This is a genomic window from Paenibacillus cisolokensis (assembly GCF_018403665.1).
GTDB lineage: Bacteria > Bacillota > Bacilli > Paenibacillales > Paenibacillaceae > Paenibacillus_AH > Paenibacillus_AH cisolokensis.
The window spans coordinates 1-1,239 of sequence record NZ_BOVJ01000274.1; the positions used below are offsets into that span (position 1 = coordinate 1).

A 1,239-nucleotide genomic window follows, 5' to 3' on the forward strand; every position below is an offset into this window, starting at 1 on the left:
ATTAGGGGGCCGTAGAGATATTGCGGCTGTTTCGGCTGTTCCATTCTCAGACAAGTGCGTCCTCGTTTTGTGTAAAAGCACAGCGAGAATACTCTATGGCTTTCGTTGCAATATAGAGCAGAACAGCTCCGCCGACCCACCTGCGGACGGTTGTTGCTCCGTTTTATTTCCTCCATTCGATTTCACCCCGCGTATCTGAACTTATCGTGTCCAGATTGTTCCCCGGTGTTGGCTATCACTCCTCCTCATAAAACACTGCCTTCCATCCAGCCTTCCAGCAACCTGCCTCCGTGCGGTTCGAGTACACGGTCGATGAATGAAATAAGAAGTTCGACGGATTCCTTTTTATAAAAAGAATCAAGAGCGTATAAAAATTCGTCGCATAACTGTTTATCGTATTCCGCAAGCGAACGTACCGCCCATTTGCCTATCCCGATCCATTGGCCGTTTGCCCTCAAAATAAACTTGGTGACCAGCTCGGTTAGTTGATTTACGACAAACAAGTTTTCATGATATAAGTGTGCATCGGACAAATCCTCCAGGCATTCCGTTATTTGATACCGAACCTGGTTCATTTCATCCCATGTCCATTCGCAGGGCCCTTGGGACAGCAGATCTCGCGCTTCCGACCGGATCCCTTCTGCATATCCTGTATCTACAATCGTTTCTCCTTCTGCACACATGCGGAGTATCGAAGGAAGACCGCTTCTTCTGGCTTCATCAAAAAAGAATGATAAACACTGCGTGTTACCACAAAGGCTTCAATGGTCCAGCCATACCCGGTGTAGTTTTGTTTGAAAGGGAACTGCGTATCGTCAAAACGAGGATGTCCAGATCGGAGTTCGGGGTCAAGTTTCGATGCGCGGCGCTTCCTCCCAAAACGCGACACATGCATTTGGAAAATGCTTTTTTATAAATAATCTGGCGGCTACTTTCGGGCTGTATTTCATCTAACCATCTCCCTCAATAAAATAATGTTTTCTCCGTTTTTCTCGCTATTTCACATGATTTTATCTTCGACTCACGAAGCGCTTGAGGATAATATTTGAAGAAAAGACAGGAATAGCTCCTCTGATTACAGAATATGTAGGTGACCGAAGAGAGGTTAGTCATCATTCTGGTAATCCCAAAAAAAAAAGGCCAGCCAGAACTGACTGGCTGACCTGATAACAACGAGCCAAAATGAACTTGACGATAGGCAGGTAAAGGGATACATGGAATCGGGACATCTCTTTTATC

General features: G+C 45.7%; 1 protein-coding gene. It reads right to left on the minus strand.

The window, feature by feature from the left end; all coding sequences use genetic code 11:
• Nucleotides 1-245: 245 nt before the first annotated feature.
• Nucleotides 246-575: a hypothetical protein gene (locus PACILC2_RS25990; RefSeq protein WP_213531917.1), complete on the minus strand. Its 330-nt coding sequence runs from the start codon at nucleotides 573-575 to the stop codon at nucleotides 246-248.
• Nucleotides 576-1,239: the final 664 nt, after the last annotated feature.